The following is a 17,648-nucleotide window of genomic DNA, read 5'->3' as shown; positions in this document are numbered from 1 at the left end:
CGCCGGGACCCTTGTCAGCCTCGGGTCCACTTCTTCAGGGCGGCCCGGTCGGCGAATTTCCCGACGTTCGTGTCGACCGGAGTGTCCGTGTACTGGTGGAACTTCCACGCCGCCTTGATCCGGGGCTTTCCGGCGGCCACATAGTCGGCGATCCACAGCGCGTCGCCCGCGTTGCTGGTGGTGTCGCGGTGCAGCCAGTAGTACTGCCCGCAATACAGCCCCACTTGGTGATTGGACCCGCGCAACCGCTTCACCTCGGTGAGGAATGTGTCCTTCTCGGCGCAGGAAACTCCGTCGTCCTCCCAGTCGGCGAACAGCGGGTCGTACTCGACACTGGCGCACTCCTCGACGAAGTACCGCGCCTGCGCCTTCATGTCACCGGGCCGCAGGAAGTGATAGAACCCCGTCACCAGCCCGGCGCCCCGGGCGCGCGCCGCCTGGGCGTTCATCTTGGGGTTGACGTACGACGTGCCCTCGGTGGCCTTGATGAAGACGAAGTCGAGGTCGGCCGTGCTGTAGCTGGAACTCTGATGTGACGAGACGTCGATGCCTTTGACGGTCATGGGGGGAAGGCCTCCTGCGCGGTAGTTCAAGTGTTTCAACTTCCCCCTACCCAAGCGTGGTTCGTTCGGATCGCGCTGGCGTATCGGTGACAGCCACGACATCTTTACGAGTGAAATTCCCCAGCTGAGGGAACTCGCGCGCCCCTCGCGCGCTCCTAGTCGGTGATGAAACGCCGAGTGGGCCCGGTGGGGGTGGGTTTGGGCCCCAGGTGGGTCCGTGGGCCCTTCGGAATGGGCCTTGTGCGTACGTACTGTGCCGATATACGTGCCAAGGCTGGACGCCTGGGGCGGACGGCTACAGCAGTTTGGTGGAAGGTTCTTCCGTTGTCGGAGTCACAAGGCTTGATGATCCAGGTCGGCATACCCGCGCCCGCGCGTCGCTGGGAGTTGCCGAGATCGCTCGTGGTGACCCGGGTTCTGCTCTATCTGATGTTCGCTCTCACGCTGCTGGGCGGTGTGGGGGTGGTGAACTCGCTGCTGGAGCTGGGTACTCATATCACGCCGGTGCTGTCTTTGGTGGCGTTGTATGCGGTGGTGCCGGGGATTGTCGCGGTGGTTCTGGCGCGGCTTGTGTGGACGGGTGGGAAGGTCGTCTGGTTCGGGTTGGTCGGGCTTCAGGCGTGGTTGCTGGTCGGCAGTGTGGTGAATCTGTATGGGGGTTCGGAGCGGGGGCTGAGTCAGCTTCTGTTGCCGGGTGCTCTGTTGGCGTTGGTCAGTGCGGGTGCGAGCCGGGCGTGGTTTGAGTTGCCTGCGGATCAGCGGGCTGTGAGGTCGCGGTGGACGCGTGAGCGGTTGCGTCGGGAGGCGTTTCCGTCGATTCCGCACATGATCGGATGGCGCCGGAACCGCGGTCAGGGGACGGTCGAGTACGTAGGCATGATCGGCCTGGTCGCCCTGATCATCGGTGCGCTTGTTTTCAGTGGTGTGGGGACTCAGGTCGCGACTGGTCTTCAGACGGCGGTCTGCAACATCCTTGGCGGCGACTGCGAGAGCGACACGGTTGCCGGGGGTGGCGGCGAGTCGGGTGGCGGCGACAACGGTGGTGGTGCCAACGGGGGTGGCGCTAACGGTGGGGGCGCTAACGGGGGTGGCGCTAACGGTGGTGGTGCCAATGGTGGTGGTGACTCTGGGGGCGAATCTGGAGGCGGCGCTAACGGTGGGGGTGACTCCGGTGGTGGATCCAACGGTGGTGGATCCAACGGTGGTGGATCCAACGGCGGTGGCGACAACGGTGGTGGCGACAACGGTGGTGGGTCGGACGGCGGCGGTTCCGATGGTGGGTCGGACGGCGGCGGTTCCGATGGTGGGTCGGACGGCGGCGGTTCCGATGGTGGGTCGGACGGCGGTGGGTCGAACGGTGGTGGATCCAATGGTGGTGGATCCAACGGTGGTGGTTCGAATGGTGGCGGTTCCGATGGTGGGTCTGACGGTGGTGGGTCGGACGGCGGCGGTTCCGATGGTGGGTCCGACGGCGGTAGCTCCAGCAGTGGCGGTTCCAGCGGTGGTGGCTCGAACGGCGGTGGCTCGAACGGCGGTGGTTCGAGCGGTGGTGGATCCAATGGTGGTGGTTCGAGCAGCAGTGGCGGTTCGAGCGGCGGTAGCTCCAGCAGCGGTGGTTCCAGCGGTGGTTCCAGCGGTGGTGGCTCGAACGGCGGTGGTTCGAGCAGTGGTGGCTCCAGCAGCGGTGGTAGTTCCGGCAGTGGTGGTAGTTCCGGCAGTGGTGGTTCCAGCAGTGGTGGCTCCAGCAGCGGCGGCTCCAACGGAGGGTCGGATGACGACTGGGAGTGCATTCCGGTCATGGCGCCCTGGGGCTACATGCAGAACTGCCGGGAAACGGGCACCGGCGGGTCTGATTCCGGCGGGAGCAGCGGCGGCAAGGACGACGACAAGAGCGACGACAACAACGACGACGACGACAAGGATGACGACAAGGAGGACGAAAAGGAGACCATCTGCAATCCGGTCATGGGTCCTGCGGGTATCACCCAGCACTGCACGGAGGTAGATAAGCCGGACGACGACCCGGATGAGGACGACAAGGACGACGACAAGGACGACTGTCGGAACAATTCCAATGTCGCCTTCTACGGCAGTCCGACCGCCGGTGCGGCAGGCAGCGGGCGCTACACGCTCGCCTCGGCCGGTACTCGTACGCCCGTTGTCTTCAGCGGCAGCGTCCTCGCGGCCGGCTCCGGATTCTCCACTCTGAACCTGTTGTCCACGGTCTCCGGGGCCACGATCCCTGGCGTCGACACGTTCGACGACGTGAAGGACCGGCTCACCATCGCGATCGGCCTCACGGACCCGCCGCCCCCGCCGATCAGGGACGACCCGGAGCCCGAGCCGGAGCCGGAACCTGAGCCCGAGCCCGAGCCGGGGCCGGAGGACTGCCCGGTCGGCAAGCCCAACCCCAACCCCCATCCCGAGGTGATGGAGGACGAATACGACATCAAGATCACGGGTGTCGACCAGGAAGACATCAAGTGGCGCGACACGGACGAGCCTCTGTACCGCTTCGATGACCGTCCCCCGGAGGACATCTTCCTGAACGGCTTCGATCCGAAGAGGCCGAGCAACGGGGATCTGTACGACTACGTCACGCAGAACACGGACTCGGCGTTCGTCGGAACAACGAGGAACGAGCAACCGGATCTGCTCTACGAAGACAGGAAGTACCGCTACGACATCGATCCGCCGGGCGGAATCGACGTCAACGCGACCCTCGGGAAAGACAGTCGCTGGGCCAGCGAAGAAGAGGTCGCCTTCCCCGGCGGTATCGATTCGCGGTACATCAAGGGCGCCTGGGAGATCAACCCGGACGGCAGCTTGGGCAAGTACATACCGAACGACAAGTGGTACGAGCCGCCGAACGAGCGAGACTGACGGCTGAGCCGCGCGAACGGCCCTGTGTGGTGACCGACCGGTCACCACACAGGGCCTTCGTCATGCCGGGTACTGAGGGGGAGCGGGACGGGGCATACGGTCCACTCCGTCCAGAGGCCACGGTGGCTGAGCGAGAATCCACACGGCTCGCCCCGGTGCAGCGCCCCGACCGCGCCGATGCAGCCGCCACCGTCCACCCAACTCAGGGCGCGCTTGCGCTCGACGGGGGTGAGGGTGGCGGCGAGGTCGCGAACGGCCTTGCGGATGGCGCGGATCGCCTCGGCGGGGGAGGGGGCCAAGTGGTGCGATGCGTCGGCGATGCCGTCGATGGAGAGCGGGCTGTAGGTGACCCGCTCGCACCAGAAGGCTTGCTGTGTGCCGGAGTTGGGCATGGTGGGGCCTCCTGGCGGGCGGGATGGGCAGGTGGTGGTGGGCCAGGGTTGTCCCCTGCCTTTGGCCGGCGTGACGAGCGGCGGGCAGGGGACAACCTTTCAGCGCTCCCCCAACTGGCGCAGAAGGTGGGGGAGTTGTGCGACGCGCGGCGGGCACGGCACGGCACGACGAGACCGTGCCGGAGGTTCTGCCCGTGGCGGCGACACGGGGAGACGCTAGCGTTTGCTGCGGGCGCGTATCAAGTGTTTGACGTCTAACGAGTGAGGTGGCATATGTCGACGGGTTGTATCCGTTGACGCGGGTTACCTTGGCGGAGGCTCAGGCGAGGTTGTCGAACTCGCCCTGCTTGGCACCGTCGAGGAAGGCGCGCAGTTGGGCGCGGGTCGTACGGATGATGACGTCGGGGTTGTCGCTCTCGCGCATGAGGATCTGGCCGTCGTGTTCGGCGAGTTGGAGGCAGTCGGAGCCTGCGGCGTTTGAAGACTTAGAAGACTTGCGCCACTGAATATCCATACCTGTATGTCTGCCGTGGTGTCCCGCGAAAAAAACGGGCGGCCTCCACCTGCGCCGGTGGGGCCGCCCGTTGCGGGGTGTGGTGGTTGCTCAGGCGAGGTAGTCGAACTCGCCTTCCTTGGCGCCGTCGAGGAAGGCGCGCAGCTTGGCAGGGGTGGTGTGGATGATGACGTCGGGGTTGTCGCTCTCGCGCATCAGGATCTCGCCGTCGTGCTGGGCGAGTTCGAGACAGTTGTTGCCATCGGCATTCGACGATTTCGATGACTTACGCCACTGAATTTCCATTTTTTCACGCCTTCATACTTGTTGAGCGATTTTGCGGATGAAGTCTCGCGAACTCTCCGGATCGAGAGATTTCTCTTCGGTCCGATCCAGCGCGACTCGCCAGTTCTCAAGGCTTGTCTCGGCATCCAGGAATCCCGCTCCTGTCGCTGTATCCGTCTGCACGGTATCGAGCTGCGGAACGGGACCGTACACATAGTGTGCCGAACTGCTGGCATACGGGAACCCGCCCGCCGAGAACGGAATTACTCGGACGGTGACGTTGTCGCGTTCCGACTCCTTGAGTAGATGGTCGAGCTGTCTGCCAGCGATCTTGGAGCCGCCGTACGTCATCCGTAGTCCGGCCTCGTGGATCAGAAACGTACAAGCGGGTGCATCTGTGCGGTCGAGCACATCGCGCCGCTTCAGTCGGTGCGAAAGCAGCCGTCGTAGGTATGTGGCGCTTGGTGGCGGCACGGCCTCCGTGAATACGGCACGTGCGTAGTCCTCGGTCTGGAGCAGGCCCGGCATATGCATGATTTCCACTGACCGGATGCCGACGGCGTGGTGCTCAAGCTCGGCCAGATCGAGGGCGCCGCTGGAGAGGTCGCCACGGTAGTCCTCCCACCATCCGTTTATGCGCTCCGCAGCCATGCTGGCGAGCGCTTCGACGTAGGCGGCGTCGGGGCACTCGTAGTGGCCGGCCCACGTGCGCACTCGCTCGGGGCTCACACCGAACCGTCCCGATTCGATGTTGCTGATGGTGGTGCGATCCGTACCCAGCTTGGGGGCGGCCAGAGTGAGTGACAGGCCCGTGCGCTCGCGAATCTTGCGCAGCTCTGTACCCAACCGGCACTGGCGTCCTGTGGGCGCCTTCCTCGACGGCATCAGCCTCTCCTCTTGTCGGGTCTCAGTGTGGCCCGTGACCAAACAAGGGTCCACTCGTTCATGATTTTACGCGACGGTGTCCAAAGTATTAGCCGTAACGCTAATGTACTCACAGCACCGCGTCGCACGTCAGTAAGACCGAAGTGCAGCCGCTTTGGCGCGCCTTGAGGCGCGCTGTCGCGGTCATCGCCACGCATGGCGGGCCACGCGTCAGTTCAGATCGCACCGCGTTGGGAGAACGACATGACCACCGTGACCGCCACCGCAACCCCCGTACCCCCACCACCTCAAGGCGGCGAGACCTACCGGCTCGCCCTGCCTAACACCGCGAGTGCGGCCAAGGTCGCGCGTGACTTCGTCACGTCGCTGCTGGGGGTGAACCGGCATCGCGGCCTCGTCGATGACGCGCGCCTCTGTGTGACCGAGGTGGTCACCAACGCGCACCGCCATACCCATACGTCGCTGATCCGCGTGCATGTGACGGTCGACCACAAACAGGCGACGGTCTCCGTGGCCGACGACAGGCCCTGGGCCTTTCCTGTGCCGGCCGAACCGGTTGCCGTGTGCGTGGGGCGCGAACAAGAGGGCGGGCGGGGGCTGATGCTCGTGGACAGCCTGGCCCGTGCGTGGGGATTCACCATCTACGGTGGCCGCTCGCCCAGGCTGAAGGCGGTCTGGTTCACGTTGGCCGAGGCCAGGAGCGAGGTGGCTGGGTGATGGAGCCTGTAACGGACCCGGCGCTGTGGGGTGTTGTGTCGATCGCGATGAGTGCGATCGTGCTGGCGGTGGCGGTGTTGTACGCGGTGATGCCGAGTGCGGACGGCGGCGTGCCACCCGTTCCGCTCGACGCGGAAGAGGGCTACACGTACACCTGCTACTGCTGCCCTGATCCGGTGCGTGTGACGGTGCGTGCGCCGCAGGCGCACTTGGTGGGGCGGGTGGCGGGTGGTCGGCGTGAGGTCAGTGCCGAGGGGTAGTCGGGGTCGGCCGGGGGGTGTGGATACGGGTGGGGGCCGCCCCTAGGTTTCAGTTTCGCGGTTGCGGGTCGGGCGTCAAGGGCGCTCCTTCGTCGCGTCGGCTGCGCCGATTCCGCTTCGCTCCACCCTTGACCCCCGCCCCTCCACCGCAGGTGCTGCTTTGAGGGGGGCGGCCCGGGGGGAGGGGTCCCCGGAGGGGATCCGTGCATGGTCCGGTCCCTTGCCGACCTCGGGTCGGTGGGTGGTCTGCGCGGCAGTGGAGTGGGGCGGCCCGGCACCGGCTCAGCGACTGATCCCCGTGGGTGGTTGGGATTCATGCCCCGCTGTGAGGGCCCGTTGTCGGGTGACACCTGTCAGCCGAGGCGGACGGACCTACTATCTGCACCCAATGTCCCAGTTTGGAAGGGGCTTTGGGGAGGGATCCGGCGGCTCATGCGTCCTGGGGTCGGTTAAGTCGTTCCCATGACGCCTCACCCACATGTCCGGGGGGCCGGAGGGGATCCCCTCGGGTCGGTGGGTGGTCTGCGCGGTAGTGGATCGTCTGTCAGACCTGTCTGGGAGGCTCGGGGCATGGAGATGACATTGCAGCTGACGATCGACTGCTCCGATCCGCAGAGAATGGTGGCGTTCTGGACGCGGGCCCTGGGTTATGTGCCCGAGCCCGCGCCGGACGGGCACGCCACGTGGCGTGCCTACTGGGAGGCGATGGGGGTGCCCGCGGAGGAGCTGCCGACCGGGGCCGGCGACGTTCCGGAGTCGATCGTCGATTCGGCGGGTCGGGGACCGCGCGTCTGGTTCCAGCAGGTTCCGGAGCCCAAGACCGCCAAGAACCGGTGGCACTTCGACCTGAAGGTCGGTGGTGGCCGTGACGTCCCGCTGGATGTCCGAGCGCGGCGGGTCAGGGTCGCTGTTGACCAGCTGGTCGAAGCCGGTGCCACCGTGCTGAGGGTCAAGGATGAGCCGGACATGGGGTTCTACGCCGTGGCCATGCAGGATCCCGAGGGCAACGAATTCGACGTCGTCTGAGGGCCGTCGCGATGGAGCCGTATGCCGTCGATCCGCTGCCCGGGGACCGGCGGCAGCCCCACCCCGGTGGTGATGTGGTGTGGGAACGACTTAACCGACCCCAGGACGCATGACCCGCCGGAGCGCTCCCCAAAGCCCCTTCCAAACTGGGACATTGGGTGCAGATGATAGGGCCGTCTGCTTCGGCTGACAGGTGTCACCCGACAACGGGCCCGCACAGCGGGGCATGAGTCCCAGCCGCTTCCCGACCGTCAGTCGCTTTGCCGGGGCCGGGCCGCCCCACTCCACTCCCGCGCCCCACCCACCGACCTGCGGTCGGCAAGGGACCGGACCATGCACGGATCCCCTCCGGGGACCCCTCCCCCCGGGCCGCCCCCCTCAAAGCTGCACTTGCGGTGGAGGGGCGGGGGTCAAGGGTGGAGCGAAGCGGAATCGGCGCAGCCGACGCGACGAAGGAGCGCCCTTGACGCCCGACCCGGAACCGCGAAACTGAAACCTAGGGGCGGCCCCCACCCGTCATCAAACGCACCGGCTGCCCCCGACTACCCCTCGGCACGAACCCCCACCCAGCACGCGGCCTCGCCGCCCCAAGTCGTCCGTTCGCGGGCCGGCTTACTTCTCGGCCGTGCCGGGTTTCCCGCTGATGGACTCCTGATAGATGTCCGCGTAGGTGCGCGAGTCCTTGATCAGGTCGTCGCAGAAGGCGGCCACGTCGGTGCCGATGAGTTCCAGGACGCCCTTGCCGGCCGCGACGCCCTCCTCGAAGAAGTCGACAATCCCGGAGAGCAGGGTCCCTTCGGTCAGGTCGACCGGGCCGATCTTGAAGAAGTACTTCTGCATCTCCTTGTAGACGATCTGGTAGTCCGGCGGGAGCGCCTTGACCCGCGCTACGTGCGCCCGCCATTGCTTCTTGCCTTCGATGATGTCTTGGATGCCCATGTCAGCCTCCCAGCCGGCCCAGTTTCCTTGCGACGTTCCTGTTCAGCTGCTCGCGCCACCGGTCGCGATAGTTCCGGGCCCCTTCTCCGCCGGCCAGTGCCGCGCAGAAGCCCGCGATGTCGTCGCCCAGCACCTCGTGGATGGTCTGCCCGTCCGCCGCCGTCTCTTCGAGCAGGGCCAGGGCGCCGTCGAGGATCGGCATCAGGTTGCGGCCCGTGAAGCCCGAGTAGGGGAAGAGATGGGCCTTGATCTGTTCCCATGCCGCCCGGTAGTCGTCGGGCAGTGTCGCGGCGCGGGCTTCGAACGCCTTCCAGTCCCTGGTGAGGTCGCTGCCGGTCATGGTCTCCCAGAGGTTCATCTCCCGCCCTCCTTGAGCTTGTCGATGCGTGATGAGAGGTATTTCCATTTCGCCCAGAACTTCCCGAGTTCCGCGCGTCCCGCGTCGTTGAGTGCGTAGAACTTGCGTGGCGGGCCCACCCCGGATGGTCGCTTCGTCACCTGGACGAGTTTGTTCTTCTCCAGTCGCAGCAAGATGGTGTAGACCGTCCCCTCGACGACGTCGGTGAAGCCCAGTTCGTTCAGCCGGCGCGTGATGGCGTACCCGTAGGTCTCCTCGCTGTCGATGATTTCCAGCACGCAGCCCTCCAGCGTGCCCTTCAACATCTCTGTCAGGTCCTCCACCGCGCGCCGCCTCTTCGATCGCCCTGGTACTGCGTAGTGCCGAGTACCACTATACGGTAGCACCGAGTAGCCCGGCGGGCGAGGAAGTGACGGGGATCGTCGGCGCCGCACTTGGTGCGGTCCGCTTGCGAACAGCGGTGCCTCAGTGCTGGATCGGACCGCCGACCGGTACGGGAGCGACGTGGCCGGTCGCCGGAAGGGTCCGGGCCAGGTCGAGGCCGATGTCGACCAGTGACGACCGGCGCAGGCGAGCGACATCGGGGATCGGGGTCCAGACGGACTCGGCGATTTCGCCGTTCGGCTCGGGCCGCGGTTGGCCGCCGGTGATACGGACCCGGTAGAAGACGCCGACATTCTGGTGCTCGACCCCCGCACGCGCGACGGCCGCGGGGATCACCCGGGAGTCCACGCCCAGCAGGCGTTCGACCACCGCGTCGCAGCCGGTCTCCTCGGCGAGCTCCCGGATCACCGCGTCGAACGGGTCCTCCCCGTGCTCGACGCGACCGCCAGGAAGAGTCCAGTTGCTCTCGCCCTCCGGCGGTACGTGACGCGCGAGCAGCACACGCCCGTCCTCGACGCACACGGCGTACGCCGCCAGCCGGAAACTCATCCCCCGCACCTCCTCCCGGACCCTATCCAACGTCCGGGATCCGTGCCCCGAAGGGCGGGCGCGCAGGGGCGGACGCCCACTAGGGTCGGCCGCATGGACAGCGATGAGGACGCTCTTCTGGCAGAGCAGGTCGCCTACTACCGGGCCCACGCGGGCGAGTACGACCGGCCCTATTCCGAGCGGGAGGAGCTGCGGGAGCTGCTGGCCGCGGCCGACGACCTGCCGATCGTGGGGGACGTACTGGAGTTGGCCTGCGGAACGGGCCAGTGGACCAAGGCGCTCGCCGCGCGGGCGCGCTCGGTGACCGCTGTCGACGCGTCGGACGAGCCGTTGGCCATCGCGCGTGCGCGGGTCGCCGCCCCGCATGTCCGGTTCGTCCAGGCCGATCTGTTCGCCTGGCGGCCGCCGCGCCGCTACGACACCGTGTTCTTCGCCTTCTGGCTCTCCCACGTCCCGCCGTCCCGGCTACGGGACTTCTGGGGCACGGTCGCAGCCGCACTCGCACCGAACGGGAGAGCGATCTTCATCGACGACGGCCCCGCCGAGGCCGCGCGCGAAGAGGTTCTGGACCAGCAGTCCGCCCCCGCGGTGCTGCGGCGCCTCGACGACGGCAGCCCGTATCGCGTCGTCAAGGTCTTCCACGACGCCGGCGAGCTCACCGACGAGCTCGCCGCGCTGGGGTGGTCGGCCGATGTCCGGCACGTGGGCGGCGACTTCATCGTCGGCACCGCGCAGCCCCCGGCCCCGCGTCCCGCGCCGCGTTGATCCGTCCTGCGGGGACCCGGCCCCCCACCCGCCATCGAACCGGCCGGTAACAAGGAGGGGACCGCATCGCCGTCGGGAGGTGTGCCCGGCGGGGCGGGACGGCCGCGCGTCCCGTCGCCGATCCCGGCGTGCGGTTCGGGCTCAACCTCGTCAGTCTGATACCGGGCCGTCAGTCGCGCATCCCGGAGTCCCGGCGGCCCGACCGCCGGGTCGGAGACGAGCCTTTTTGCGTTCCTCGGCCTGCGGTCCTGCTCTTTCTCCGCATCGGAGTGGTCTCTTCTCCCGCTCGGTTATCGACGGCGCTCCACCGTGAATCTGTGAAGTGTCCGAACCGAATGTTTCTTCACAAGGAGAAAACTCATGCGAATTCGTACAGCAGTCGCCGCCGCCGCTCTTGCCGCCATGGCCGTCCTGGGTGGCGCCGGTGCCGCCTCAGCGTCGAGCTGGGAGCACGACGGACGGGGTGAGCTCATCGACATCGACTCGAAGATCAAGAACAGCTTCAACACGGTTGTGATCTTCGGCGACAAGTGACGCCTGCTCATTACCGGCCCCCCGCGGGTTCACCGCGGGGGGCCGGGGTGCGTTCAGGCGGGGAAGCCGCGCGGTGCCCGGGTCAGCAGACCCGTGGCCAGTACCTCCAGCAGCTCGCGGAGCGTCGCGGTGAAGTCCATCCGCATGACGGCCAGCGCGGGGTCGGCCTCGTAGGCGGCCAGCATCGCGGCCGAGGGCTGCGCGTGGGTCCAGACCGCGCCGGTCGACAGGAAGGCGGCGGCGGCGTATTTCGTCGCGTCGGGTTCGTCCAACTCGGGTAGGTGCGCGCGGATCAGCCGGACCAGGACGGTGACGTTGGCCATGGTGGCGCGCTTGTACTCCGCGGCGATGCGCGGGGAGACGTTCCGTTCCAGCACCGCGGCCTGCGCGCTGACCAGATCGCAGAGCACCGGACGGGCCGCCAGTGTGTCCGCCATCGCGCCCGCGAGCTGGTCGCCGCGTTCGTACGGTCCGGTGGTCGCGTCGATCGCCGTGGCGAGGGTGGCGTCCAGCAGGTCCAGCCACTCCCGCAGCGCGGTGTCCAGCAGTTCGAGCAGGACGGCCTCACGGGACTCGAAATAGCGCAGCACGTTCGACTTCGCCAGGCCGACGCGTCGGCTCAGCTCGTTGAGGCTCACCTGCGCCACGGGCATCTCGGTCAGCATCGCCGCCGCGCTGTCCAGGATCGCTTGCCGGCGTACGGCGCGCTGCTCCTCGCTGCGGGCGCGCTGGAAGGGCGTTGTCATGGCCACCAGGCTACAGACCCCCGGTCTGTTGTTAGTAGACCGGCGGTCTGCTAGCGTCGAATGCAACAGACCGGCGGTCTACTACGAGACGGTCGCCTATGACGAAGGAGTGGCCATGTACGTCGTCCCCGACCAGAGCGGAAAGCTCGCAGTCGTCACCGGCGCCAACAGCGGGACCGGCAAGGAAGCGGCCCGTCGGCTCGCCGGTGCGGGGGCACGTGTCGTGATGGCCGTCCGTACGGTCGCCAAGGGGGAGCGGGCCCGCGCCGAGATCCTGGCCCGGCAGCCGGACGCCCAACTGGAGGTGCGCCGGATCGATCTGGCCGATCTGGCCTCCGTCCGGGAGTTCGCGGACGGGCTCATCGCCGATGGCACCCCACTCGATCTGCTGGTCAACAACGCCGGGGTGATGACCCCGCCGGTCCGGCTGACCACGGCCGACGGCTTCGAGTTGCAGATGGGCAGCAACTACCTCGGCCCCTTCGCGCTGACGGTCCGGCTGCTTCCGCTGCTGCTCTCCGCCACCGCGCCACGGGTGGCCACCATGAGCAGCGGTACGGCCAACTTCGGCCGTATCCACTTCGAGGACCTTCAGTGGGAGCGCCGCTACAGCCCGAACCTCTCCTACGCGCAGTCCAAGCTCGCCAACCTCATGATGACCCGGCAGCTCGCGGCCCTCGCCGCCGAGCGCGGCTGGCCGCTGCTGAGCATCGGCGCGCACCCCGGCTACACGCGGACGAACCTCCAGACGGCGGGGGCGAGTCTCGGCACCGGCAAGCCCTCGCGCCGGAATCCCCTGCTCACCATCCTGCCCTCGCAGGATGTCCAACAGGGCACGGAACCACTGCTGTACGCGGCGGCCGACCCCGGCGCCGTCGCCGGCGGGTACTACGGTCCGGGCGGACGCTTCGGGCTGATCGGTCCCACGACCACCGCCCGTATCACCCGCCGGGCCCTCGACCCGGCCGCCAACGCCCGTCTGTGGGCCGAGTCCGAGCGCCTCACCGGCGTCGCGATCCCCGCCTCAACCGTCTGACGAGAGCAGGGCAAAAGGGGCGAGCGGGGGCGAGCGCGACAAGAATCCGCATTGCGACAAGAACCCGCAACACGACAAGAACCCGCATCTCCCGAGCAAGGGTGCGGGTTCTCGTCGCCGTACGACGACTGGGTCGGTCGTACCGCGCGTGGGGCAGCGGATCAGAGGACGCGGACCGCGCCGCTCGGCGGGTCCCAGTCCAGGGACTTCTTCACCACACCGCTGCTGGGGTTCTGCGCGCCGATGAACTCGCCGCCACCGGCGTAGATCGCCGTGTGGTACGCGCTGCCCGCGCCGCCCCAGTAGAGGATGTCGCCCGGCTGGAGGTTGCTCAGGGAAACCTGGGTGCCGGCGGTCGACTGGTCCTGCGAGACGCGCGGGAGGTCGACGCCGATCTGGCGGTAGGCGGCCTGGACGAGGGCGGAGCAGTCCCAGGCGTTGGGGCCCGTCGAGCCCATGATGTACGCGTCGCCGAGCTGGGCCTGGGCGAAGGCGAGCACGGTTGCCGCGGAACCGGTGGCCCCCGAAGTCGACTTCGACGACGTCGAGGCGGACGAACCGGACGAGGAGCCCGAGCCGGAGTTCGACGAGGAGGGCGCCGACAGCGTGGTGCGCTCCGCGGTACGGGACGCGCGCTCGGCGGCGGCGGCCTTGGCGCGGGCCTCCGCTTCGGCCTTCTTCTTGGCCTCTGCCTCGGCCTTGCGCTCCGCGTCGGCCTTGGCCTTCTTGGCGGTCTGCGCGGCGCTGGCGGCCGCGGCGTCCTGCTGGGCGCGCAGGTCCAGGGAGTTCGCCATGCGCTGCGTGGCCTCGGCGGACCGCGTGAAGTCGCCGACGAGGCCGGAGGTGAGCGTGGGCATTTCTATGGTCTGGGTGGTCACCGGCTCGGCGTTCGCCGGGCCGGCGGCACCTGCGACCGCGATGGTGCTGAGGACGCCACCGGCAACTCCGCTACGGAGGACGACTTTCGACGCGCTGCGGCGGGGCTTCCGGTGGCTGGGTATGTGAGCGGTGTGGGACATGAGACCTACGGCTATCAGGTGATACCTGGTTCCCGTCAAGCAAGGTGTGTTGCGCCACAGTTACGTTCGGAATCTGTGAATCCGCTTAGCCTCGGGTCTTATTGACGCCGTAACGGGCAAACCGGGCATGGGTGATCATGGCTGTGATCACGGTCTTTCCGATAAACGTCCGAATTGCCCGCCGCTTACCATCCCTTTACGCCCCTGGCCAAGCCCTCTTGTCTTGACGGTTGAGTGGAGTGGTACAGGTCACAGAGTGGTCACCATGTGGCGGTCGGAACGATCACGGGCCGCGCTCCGGGTGGCCGCCGGGTCTTCCGGCGCGCTCACGCGTCTCTCCATGGACGCTCGCGAAGCTGTCCCGGTTGCTCGTGAATGCGTGCACGTGTCCACGTCGGTCCGCACTTCCCCCTCGCGCGAGTGACCGCCGAGCCGCATAGCACGGTAGACTGTTTCATCGCAAATTTGCTTGTACGGTGCATCGCTTGATAGAGCGACCCGCCCCTGACCAGTGGAAACGGGCTCGGTTGTCACATCTGGTGACCGCTCGGCCGCTTCACGTATGAAGATCACCGCTCATCCGACTTCATGATCCTTCGTCGGGTGGTGGAGATCACAAAGCTGTTGTCGCACCCCGTGTCGCAGATCACAGACCACCGGGCATAGGATGCGGGGCAGTCGGGCTTGTGAACTGCCTCACATGTGCGCGATCTTCAGTGATCGTGACGGGGCGGCGAGGCGAACCGCCCGGTGCGATCCAACGGTCAAGGACGACTGGAAGGAGCTGAGGGGCGTGAATTCCTACGCACCCATCCTCGTGCTCGGCGCCCTCGGGGCTGGGTTTGCGATCTTCTCCGTGGTCATGGCCACGCTTATCGGCCCAAAGCGCTACAACCGGGCCAAAGTTGAAGCGTACGAGTGTGGCATCGAACCCACGCCGACGCCGGCCGGAGGCGGCCGTTTTCCCATCAAGTACTACCTGACGGCGATGCTCTTCATCATCTTCGATATCGAGGTCGTCTTCCTTTACCCCTGGGCCGTCACCTTCGACGCCCTGGGGATTTTCGGGCTCGTGGAGATGCTGCTCTTCGTGCTCACCGTCTTCGTCGCCTACGCGTATGTGTGGCGGCGCGGCGGTCTGGAATGGGACTAAAGGGGCTGAGGGGCCACCAATGGGACTCGAAGAGAAGCTGCCGAGCGGTTTTCTGCTGACCACCGTCGAACAGGCCTCGGGCTGGGTGCGGAAGTCATCCGTCTTCCCCGCGACCTTCGGCCTCGCGTGCTGCGCCATCGAGATGATGACGACCGGTGCCGGGCGGTACGACCTGGCGCGGTTCGGCATGGAGGTCTTCCGCGGTTCGCCGCGACAGGCCGATCTGATGATCGTGGCCGGGCGGGTGAGCCAGAAGATGGCGCCGGTTCTGCGACAGGTCTATGACCAGATGCCCAACCCCAAGTGGGTGATTTCCATGGGGGTTTGCGCATCATCGGGCGGAATGTTCAATAATTACGCGATTGTCCAGGGTGTGGATCATATTGTCCCTGTCGACATCTATTTGCCCGGCTGCCCACCACGCCCCGAGATGCTGATGGACGCCATTCTCAAGCTCCACCAGAAGATCCAGAGCTCCAAGCTCGGGGTCAACGCGGAGGAAGCGGCCCGTGAGGCGGAGGAGGCGGCCCTCAAGGCGCTCCCGACGATCGAGATGAAGGGGCTGCTGCGGTGACCGGCGACCAGGGATCCGGAGAGCGGCCCTCCGGAAACAACGTTCCGTCCGCGCGTGAGGACACCCGCGAGCCCATCCGCGTACAGAAGGGCATGTTCGGCGCCAACAACGGCGGCGACACCTCCGGCTACGGCGGGCTCGTCAGGACCGTGCTGCTGCCGGGCGCCTCCGCCCGGCCGTACGGCGGCCCCGGCGGGTCCTTCGACGAGATCGCCGACGAGCTCGAAGGCGCGCTGGAGGAGCAGGGTCTCCTCCCGGAGAACGCCATCGAGAAGACGGTCGTCGACCGCGCCGAGCTCACCTTCCACGTCGCCCGCGAGCATCTCGTCCAGGTGGCGCGCACCCTGCGCGACGACCCGGCGCTGCGCTTCGAGCTCTGTACGGGGGTCTCGGGCGTCCACTACCCCGCTGACAAGGGCCGCGAGCTGCACGCCGTCTACCACCTGCGCTCGCTCACCCACGGCCGGCTGCTCCGTCTTGAGGTCTCAGCGCCGGACGCCGACCCGCATGTGCCGTCCCTGGTCGAGATCTATCCGACCAACGACTGGCACGAGCGCGAGACGTACGACTTCTTCGGGCTGATCTTCGACGGCCACCCCGCCCTGACCCGGATCATGATGCCGGACGACTGGCAGGGCTTCCCGCAGCGCAAGGACTATCCCCTCGGCGGGATCGCCGTCGAGTACAAGGGCGCCCAGATCCCGGCTCCGGACCAGCGGAGGTCGTACTCCTGATGTCTGCTCCCCACGCACCCCACGCACCCCAGGCCACGCCCCGTGCGACCACCGAGGGCACCGTATATACGGTCACCGGTGGCGACTGGGACGAGGTCGTCCAGTCCGCGGCCAAGGCCGACGACGAGCGGATCGTCGTCAACATGGGTCCCCAGCACCCCTCCACCCACGGAGTGCTGCGGCTGATCCTGGAGATCGAGGGCGAGACCGTCACCGAGGCCCGCTGCGGCATCGGCTATCTGCACACCGGTATCGAGAAGAACCTCGAATTCCGCAACTGGACGCAGGGCACCACCTTCGTCACGCGCATGGATTACCTGACGTCGTTCTTCAACGAGACGGCGTACTGCCTGGGCGTGGAGAAGCTGCTCGGCATCGAGGACGACATCCCGGACCGGGCCACGCTCATCCGCGTCCTGCTGATGGAGCTGAACCGGCTCTCCTCGCATCTCGTCTGTATCGCCACCGGCGGTATGGAGCTGGGCGCGACGACGATCATGATCTATGGCTTCCGTGATCGTGAACTGATTCTCGATGCCTACGAGATGATCACCGGCCTGCGGATGAACCACGCGTTCATCCGCCCCGGCGGACTCGCCCAGGATCTGCCCCCGGGCGCCGTCGACCAGCTGCGCGAGCTGCTGAAGACGCTGCGGAAGAACCTGCCGGAGTACGACAAGCTCGCCACCGGCAACCCGATCTTCAAGGCCCGTATGCAGGACGTCGGCTATCTCGATCTGACCGGCTGCATGGCGCTGGGCGCCACAGGACCGATCCTGCGCTCCGCCGGACTTCCGCACGATCTGCGCAGGAGCGACCCGTACTGCGGTTACGAGACCTTCGACTTCGAGGTCCCGACCGCCGACACCTGCGACGCGTACGGCCGCTTCCTCATCCGCCTGGAGGAGATGCGCCAGTCGCTGCGGATCGTCGAACAGTGCCTGGACCGGCTGGAGCCGGGCCCGGTGATGGTCGCCGACAAGAAGATCGCCTGGCCCGCACAGCTGGCGCTCGGCCCCGACGGTCTGGGCAACTCGCTCGACCACATCAAGAACATCATGGGCACGTCCATGGAGGCTCTGATCCATCACTTCAAGCTGGTGACGGAGGGCTTCCGGGTCCCGCCGGGACAGGCGTACGCGGCCGTCGAGTCGCCCAAGGGCGAGCTGGGCGCGCATGTCGTCTCCGACGGCGGCACCCGCCCGTACCGGGTCCACTTCCGCGACCCGTCCTTCACCAATCTCCAGGCCATGGCGGCGATGTGCGAGGGCGGCCAGGTCGCCGACGTCATCGTCGCCGTCGCGTCCATCGACCCCGTGATGGGAGGCGTCGACCGGTGACCACCACACCGCC

Annotated in this window: 22 protein-coding genes; 11 read left to right on the top strand and 11 right to left on the bottom strand. The window is 67.1% G+C overall.

The features are described from left to right. Positions 1-14: 14 nt before the first annotated feature. Entirely contained in the window at positions 15-563 is a 549-nt protein-coding gene (locus M1203_RS05995) for a glycoside hydrolase family 25 protein (RefSeq protein WP_249948410.1), read from the bottom strand. 345 nt (positions 564-908) lie between these two features. Here M1203_RS05995 and M1203_RS05990 point away from each other — a divergent pair, with 345 nt between their 5' ends. Next, the gene (locus tag M1203_RS05990; RefSeq protein ID WP_249948409.1) at positions 909-3,446 is read left to right on the top strand and encodes an enterotoxin A family protein; all 2,538 of its coding nucleotides are present in this window, start codon (positions 909-911) and stop codon (positions 3,444-3,446) included. Positions 3,447-3,487: 41 nt separating this feature from the next. Here M1203_RS05990 and M1203_RS05985 read toward each other — a convergent pair whose 3' ends face one another. From M1203_RS05985 to M1203_RS05970, 4 genes are all read right to left on the bottom strand, one after another. Continuing rightward, on the bottom strand, positions 3,488-3,838 hold the full coding sequence (locus tag M1203_RS05985; RefSeq protein WP_249948408.1) for a hypothetical protein: 351 nt from the start codon (positions 3,836-3,838) through the stop codon (positions 3,488-3,490). 319 nt (positions 3,839-4,157) lie between these two features. Continuing rightward, entirely contained in the window at positions 4,158-4,352 is a 195-nt protein-coding gene (locus M1203_RS05980) for a DUF397 domain-containing protein (protein WP_249948407.1), read from the bottom strand. A gap of 90 nt (positions 4,353-4,442) precedes the next feature. Next, positions 4,443-4,637 carry a DUF397 domain-containing protein gene (locus M1203_RS05975; protein ID WP_249948406.1) on the bottom strand — a complete coding sequence of 65 codons (195 nt, stop codon included), beginning with the start codon at positions 4,635-4,637 and terminating at the stop codon, positions 4,443-4,445. Between the two features lie 12 nt (positions 4,638-4,649). Beyond that, positions 4,650-5,501 (bottom strand): Scr1 family TA system antitoxin-like transcriptional regulator, encoded by an 852-nt coding sequence (locus M1203_RS05970; protein ID WP_249948405.1) that lies wholly within the window; start codon positions 5,499-5,501, stop codon positions 4,650-4,652. A 243-nt stretch (positions 5,502-5,744) separates the two neighbouring features. Here M1203_RS05970 and M1203_RS05965 point away from each other — a divergent pair, with 243 nt between their 5' ends. From M1203_RS05965 to M1203_RS05955, 3 genes are all read left to right on the top strand, one after another. Then, positions 5,745-6,218: an ATP-binding protein gene (locus tag M1203_RS05965; protein WP_249948404.1), complete on the top strand. Its 474-nt coding sequence runs from the start codon at positions 5,745-5,747 to the stop codon at positions 6,216-6,218. Beyond that, entirely contained in the window at positions 6,218-6,478 is a 261-nt protein-coding gene (locus M1203_RS05960; protein WP_249948403.1) for a hypothetical protein, read from the top strand. The genes M1203_RS05965 and M1203_RS05960 overlap by 1 nt, the downstream gene beginning before the upstream one ends. A 570-nt stretch (positions 6,479-7,048) precedes the next feature. Next, a complete protein-coding gene (locus tag M1203_RS05955) occupies positions 7,049-7,504 on the top strand; it encodes a VOC family protein (RefSeq protein ID WP_249948402.1) in 456 nt (151 codons plus the stop codon). 612 nt (positions 7,505-8,116) lie between these two features. Here M1203_RS05955 and M1203_RS05950 read toward each other — a convergent pair. From M1203_RS05950 to M1203_RS05935, 4 genes are all read right to left on the bottom strand, one after another. Then, positions 8,117-8,443, bottom strand: coding sequence for a DUF1048 domain-containing protein (locus M1203_RS05950; protein ID WP_249948401.1), 327 nt, complete (start codon positions 8,441-8,443; stop codon positions 8,117-8,119). Position 8,444: 1 nt separating this feature from the next. Next, on the bottom strand, positions 8,445-8,801 hold the full coding sequence (locus M1203_RS05945) for a DUF1048 domain-containing protein (RefSeq protein ID WP_249948400.1): 357 nt from the start codon (positions 8,799-8,801) through the stop codon (positions 8,445-8,447). Beyond that, positions 8,798-9,124: a PadR family transcriptional regulator gene (locus M1203_RS05940; RefSeq protein WP_249948399.1), complete on the bottom strand. Its 327-nt coding sequence runs from the start codon at positions 9,122-9,124 to the stop codon at positions 8,798-8,800. The genes M1203_RS05945 and M1203_RS05940 overlap by 4 nt, the downstream gene beginning before the upstream one ends. A 142-nt stretch (positions 9,125-9,266) precedes the next feature. Further along, positions 9,267-9,734: an NUDIX hydrolase gene (locus M1203_RS05935; protein WP_249948398.1), complete on the bottom strand. Its 468-nt coding sequence runs from the start codon at positions 9,732-9,734 to the stop codon at positions 9,267-9,269. Positions 9,735-9,827: 93 nt separating this feature from the next. On the opposite strand from M1203_RS05935, the gene M1203_RS05930 reads away from it, so the two are divergent. Together M1203_RS05930 and M1203_RS05925 are read left to right on the top strand one after the other, a co-directional pair. After that, the gene (locus M1203_RS05930) at positions 9,828-10,499 is read left to right on the top strand and encodes a trans-aconitate 2-methyltransferase (protein WP_249948397.1); all 672 of its coding nucleotides are present in this window, start codon (positions 9,828-9,830) and stop codon (positions 10,497-10,499) included. Positions 10,500-10,859: 360 nt separating this feature from the next. Further along, positions 10,860-11,033: a hypothetical protein gene (locus tag M1203_RS05925; protein ID WP_249948396.1), complete on the top strand. Its 174-nt coding sequence runs from the start codon at positions 10,860-10,862 to the stop codon at positions 11,031-11,033. A gap of 53 nt (positions 11,034-11,086) precedes the next feature. On the opposite strand, the gene M1203_RS05920 is transcribed toward M1203_RS05925, so the two are convergent. Next, positions 11,087-11,779, bottom strand: coding sequence for a TetR/AcrR family transcriptional regulator (locus M1203_RS05920; protein ID WP_249948395.1), 693 nt, complete (start codon positions 11,777-11,779; stop codon positions 11,087-11,089). 115 nt (positions 11,780-11,894) lie between these two features. Here M1203_RS05920 and M1203_RS05915 point away from each other — a divergent pair, with 115 nt between their 5' ends. Then, positions 11,895-12,815, top strand: a complete 921-nt coding sequence (locus M1203_RS05915) for an SDR family oxidoreductase (protein ID WP_249948538.1) — start codon at positions 11,895-11,897, stop codon at positions 12,813-12,815. A 161-nt stretch (positions 12,816-12,976) separates the two neighbouring features. Here M1203_RS05915 and M1203_RS05910 read toward each other — a convergent pair whose 3' ends face one another. Further along, the gene (locus tag M1203_RS05910; protein ID WP_249948394.1) at positions 12,977-13,834 is read right to left on the bottom strand and encodes a C40 family peptidase; all 858 of its coding nucleotides are present in this window, start codon (positions 13,832-13,834) and stop codon (positions 12,977-12,979) included. 793 nt (positions 13,835-14,627) lie between these two features. Between M1203_RS05910 and M1203_RS05905 the strand changes: the two genes are divergently transcribed. Genes M1203_RS05905 through M1203_RS05890 form a run of 4 tightly spaced genes read left to right on the top strand, consistent with a single transcriptional unit; the run spans position 14,628 to position 17,635 of the window. Next, positions 14,628-14,987 carry an NADH-quinone oxidoreductase subunit A gene (locus tag M1203_RS05905; RefSeq protein ID WP_249948537.1) on the top strand — a complete coding sequence of 120 codons (360 nt, stop codon included), beginning with the start codon at positions 14,628-14,630 and terminating at the stop codon, positions 14,985-14,987. Between the two features lie 19 nt (positions 14,988-15,006). Beyond that, positions 15,007-15,561 (top strand): NADH-quinone oxidoreductase subunit B family protein, encoded by a 555-nt coding sequence (locus tag M1203_RS05900; protein ID WP_046505025.1) that lies wholly within the window; start codon positions 15,007-15,009, stop codon positions 15,559-15,561. Then, positions 15,558-16,295 (top strand): NADH-quinone oxidoreductase subunit C, encoded by a 738-nt coding sequence (locus M1203_RS05895; RefSeq protein ID WP_249948393.1) that lies wholly within the window; start codon positions 15,558-15,560, stop codon positions 16,293-16,295. The genes M1203_RS05900 and M1203_RS05895 overlap by 4 nt, the downstream gene beginning before the upstream one ends. Then, positions 16,295-17,635: an NADH-quinone oxidoreductase subunit D gene (locus M1203_RS05890; RefSeq protein ID WP_249948392.1), complete on the top strand. Its 1,341-nt coding sequence runs from the start codon at positions 16,295-16,297 to the stop codon at positions 17,633-17,635. Before M1203_RS05895 ends, M1203_RS05890 begins: the two co-directional genes overlap by 1 nt. Positions 17,636-17,648: the final 13 nt, after the last annotated feature.

The organism is Streptomyces sp. 35G-GA-8, from assembly GCF_023534745.1.
Classification (GTDB): domain Bacteria; phylum Actinomycetota; class Actinomycetes; order Streptomycetales; family Streptomycetaceae; genus Streptomyces.
This window is presented reverse-complemented; position numbering and strand designations above follow the sequence as displayed.

Excerpts from the sequence above, each read along its gene's own strand:
- M1203_RS05995 (WP_249948410.1), bottom strand. The coding sequence starts at position 563 with ATGACCGTCAAAGGCATCGACGTCTCGTCACATCAGAGTTCCAGCTAC.
- M1203_RS05990 (WP_249948409.1), top strand. The coding sequence starts at position 909 with ATGATCCAGGTCGGCATACCCGCGCCCGCGCGTCGCTGGGAGTTGCCG.
- M1203_RS05985 (WP_249948408.1), bottom strand. The coding sequence starts at position 3,838 with ATGCCCAACTCCGGCACACAGCAAGCCTTCTGGTGCGAGCGGGTCACC.
- M1203_RS05980 (WP_249948407.1), bottom strand. The coding sequence starts at position 4,352 with ATGGATATTCAGTGGCGCAAGTCTTCTAAGTCTTCAAACGCCGCAGGC.
- M1203_RS05975 (WP_249948406.1), bottom strand. The coding sequence starts at position 4,637 with ATGGAAATTCAGTGGCGTAAGTCATCGAAATCGTCGAATGCCGATGGC.
- M1203_RS05970 (WP_249948405.1), bottom strand. The coding sequence starts at position 5,501 with ATGCCGTCGAGGAAGGCGCCCACAGGACGCCAGTGCCGGTTGGGTACA.
- M1203_RS05965 (WP_249948404.1), top strand. The coding sequence starts at position 5,745 with ATGACCACCGTGACCGCCACCGCAACCCCCGTACCCCCACCACCTCAA.
- M1203_RS05960 (WP_249948403.1), top strand. The coding sequence starts at position 6,218 with ATGGAGCCTGTAACGGACCCGGCGCTGTGGGGTGTTGTGTCGATCGCG.
- M1203_RS05955 (WP_249948402.1), top strand. The coding sequence starts at position 7,049 with ATGGAGATGACATTGCAGCTGACGATCGACTGCTCCGATCCGCAGAGA.
- M1203_RS05950 (WP_249948401.1), bottom strand. The coding sequence starts at position 8,443 with ATGGGCATCCAAGACATCATCGAAGGCAAGAAGCAATGGCGGGCGCAC.
- M1203_RS05945 (WP_249948400.1), bottom strand. The coding sequence starts at position 8,801 with ATGAACCTCTGGGAGACCATGACCGGCAGCGACCTCACCAGGGACTGG.
- M1203_RS05935 (WP_249948398.1), bottom strand. The coding sequence starts at position 9,734 with ATGAGTTTCCGGCTGGCGGCGTACGCCGTGTGCGTCGAGGACGGGCGT.
- M1203_RS05930 (WP_249948397.1), top strand. The coding sequence starts at position 9,828 with ATGGACAGCGATGAGGACGCTCTTCTGGCAGAGCAGGTCGCCTACTAC.
- M1203_RS05925 (WP_249948396.1), top strand. The coding sequence starts at position 10,860 with ATGCGAATTCGTACAGCAGTCGCCGCCGCCGCTCTTGCCGCCATGGCC.
- M1203_RS05920 (WP_249948395.1), bottom strand. The coding sequence starts at position 11,779 with ATGACAACGCCCTTCCAGCGCGCCCGCAGCGAGGAGCAGCGCGCCGTA.
- M1203_RS05915 (WP_249948538.1), top strand. The coding sequence starts at position 11,895 with ATGTACGTCGTCCCCGACCAGAGCGGAAAGCTCGCAGTCGTCACCGGC.
- M1203_RS05910 (WP_249948394.1), bottom strand. The coding sequence starts at position 13,834 with ATGTCCCACACCGCTCACATACCCAGCCACCGGAAGCCCCGCCGCAGC.
- M1203_RS05900 (WP_046505025.1), top strand. The coding sequence starts at position 15,007 with ATGGGACTCGAAGAGAAGCTGCCGAGCGGTTTTCTGCTGACCACCGTC.
- M1203_RS05890 (WP_249948392.1), top strand. The coding sequence starts at position 16,295 with ATGTCTGCTCCCCACGCACCCCACGCACCCCAGGCCACGCCCCGTGCG.